Source organism: Streptomyces sp. NRRL S-495 (assembly GCF_000966955.1).
Taxonomy (GTDB): domain Bacteria; phylum Actinomycetota; class Actinomycetes; order Streptomycetales; family Streptomycetaceae; genus Kitasatospora; species Kitasatospora purpeofusca.
In genome coordinates this window covers 1-2,235 of sequence record NZ_JZWY01000555.1, presented here as the reverse complement: position 1 = coordinate 2,235, position 2,235 = coordinate 1, and the positions used below count along the sequence as shown (strand labels likewise).

At 75.7% G+C, this 2,235-nt stretch carries 1 protein-coding gene; it reads left to right on the top strand.

The features are described 5' to 3' along the window. Positions 1–17: 17 nt before the first annotated feature. A partial coding sequence (locus VR45_RS27065) for a condensation domain-containing protein (protein WP_045942457.1) occupies positions 18–2,235 on the top strand: 2,218 nt, incomplete at its 3' end.

The following is a 2,235-nucleotide window of genomic DNA, read 5'->3' as shown; positions in this document are numbered from 1 at the left end:
CGGGGAGCGGACTCTCGGTGCGCGACGACGCCGGAAACCCGCTGGGAGACGGCGAGACCGGGGAACTCTGGGTGTCCGGTCCGCTGGTCGGCCGGGGCTATCTGGCCAGGCCGGAGCTGACGGCCGAACGGTTCGTCACGGACGCCGCCGGAGTCCGGCACTACCGGACCGGCGACCTGGTGCGGCGGGTCGACGGGCTGCACCACTTCGCCGGGCGGATCGACGACCAGGTGAAGGTCCGCGGCTTCCGGATCGAGCTGGGCGAGGTCGAGGCGACCCTCGCGGGGCATCCGGCCGTCCAGCACGCCGTGGCCCTGGCACCGGCCGACGAGGACGGCACCAGGCTTCTCCTGGCCTACGCGGAGTCGGCCGACCGGACGCTCACCGAGGCGGGGCTCCGGTCCTGGCTGCGGGACAGGCTGCCGGACCACCTGGTCCCCTCCCGGATCGCCGTCCTCGACCGGCTGCCCGTCGGACCGACCGGCAAGACCGATCGCGCCGCACTGGCCGCGCTGGCGTTCGGCCGCGTCGTCGACACCGAGTACGCCGCCCCGCGCACCGGCACCGAGCAGCGGATCGCGGAGACCGTCGCCGGTGTCCTCGGTCTGGGTGCGGCGGAGGTCGGCATCCACGACGATTTCGGGGCGCTCGGCGGGCACTCGCTGGCGGCCGCCCGCGTCTGCGCCGTCCTGGGCCGCGAGTTCGGCACGGGCGTCTCGCTGACGGACTTCCTCGCCGCACCCACCGTCGCCGGACTCGCCTCGCTGCTCGCCTCGCTGCTGCGGGCCGGGTCGGCCGACCGCCCGGGCAGCGCACCGGAACCCGCGCTGGTCCGTCACACCGGGCGGGACAGCTACCCGCTGACGGCCGCGCAGCAGGGGATGTGGCTGCTGCGGCAGATCGGCTCCGGCGAGCGCGCCACCACCATCGCCTTCCGGCTGCGCCTGCGCGGACTGCCGGGCACGGCGCGGCTGCGGGCCGCGTTGGACGCGGTGGTCGAGCGGCACGAGGTGCTGCGCAGCGTCGTGCTGGCGGGTGGTGCGGTGACTGGTGGCGCGGTGACAGGTGCCGTGGTGGATGCCTCCGGTCGGGCGGTCGACGAGGAGCCGGTCGCCTCGGTCCGCCCGCCCGCCCCGGTGCCGTTCGAGGAGCACGATCTCCGGGGAGTGTCCGGGCCGGAGCAGGTGAAGCAGGCGGCCGAGCTGACGCGCGCGGCCGCGAGCCACGCGTTCGACCTCGCCACCGAGACACCGCTCCTGCGGGCCGCGCTGCTCCGGCTCGACGAGGACGAGGCCGAACTGGTCGTCGTGACCGACCATGTGGCGTTCGACGGCTGGTCGATCGGTGTGCTGATGTCGGAGCTGGTCGACAGGCTGGCGGGGAGGGCGGACGACCGGTCCGGCAACGGCGCGGGCCTCGCGCCGCCGCCCGTCCAGGTCGGCGACATCGCGCTGCACGAGCGTGCGCTCGCCGCCGGGCCCGACCGGGTCGAGGAGCTGCGGGCCTTCTGGGCCCGGGAGCTGGCGGACGCCGTCCCGCCGCACGACCTCCTCCCTGCTGCGATCGCTGGCCTTGCTGCTCCTGCGGGCCCCGGTCGCCCGGGCGGCGAACGGCTGGCCCGTCCCCTCGACGCCGGGACGGCGGCCGTGCTGCGCGAGCTCGCCGCCGACTGCGGATCCACTTCGTTCGCGACCTTCCTGACCGCGCTCGGCGTGCTGGTCGCCGGTCTCACCGGCCGGTCCGACGTCGTCCTCGGCGCAGCGGTGGCGCACCGGGCGCACCCCGAGCTGGAGGCGGTGGTCGGGCCACTGGTCGGGATCAGCCCGATCAGGCTGAGGCTGGCGGAGGGGGAGTCCTTCCGGAGCGCCGTCGGCCGCGCGGCCGCCACCACCGCCCGGGTCATGGACCACCCGGGGTTCACCGTGCAGGACGCCTTCGAGGCGGCCGGCATCGGGCACCCCCGGGGAACGATGGGCACCCCGGTCGTGCTCTCGCTCCAGCCGGCCGGCCTTCCGGTGGCGGTGGAGCACGAGGGCGTCCGACTGGAACTGCTCGGTGAGGCGACCGGCGGCGGGACGCAGGCACCGCTGACCGTGTTCGTCAACGAGACGGTGCAGGGGCCCGAGCTCCGGATCGCGTACGACACGGACCGGTTCGGCCCGGCCGACGCCGAGGCGTTCGCCGACCGGCTGCTGCGGATCCTGTGCGCCGCGGCGGCCGATCCGGACCTTCCGC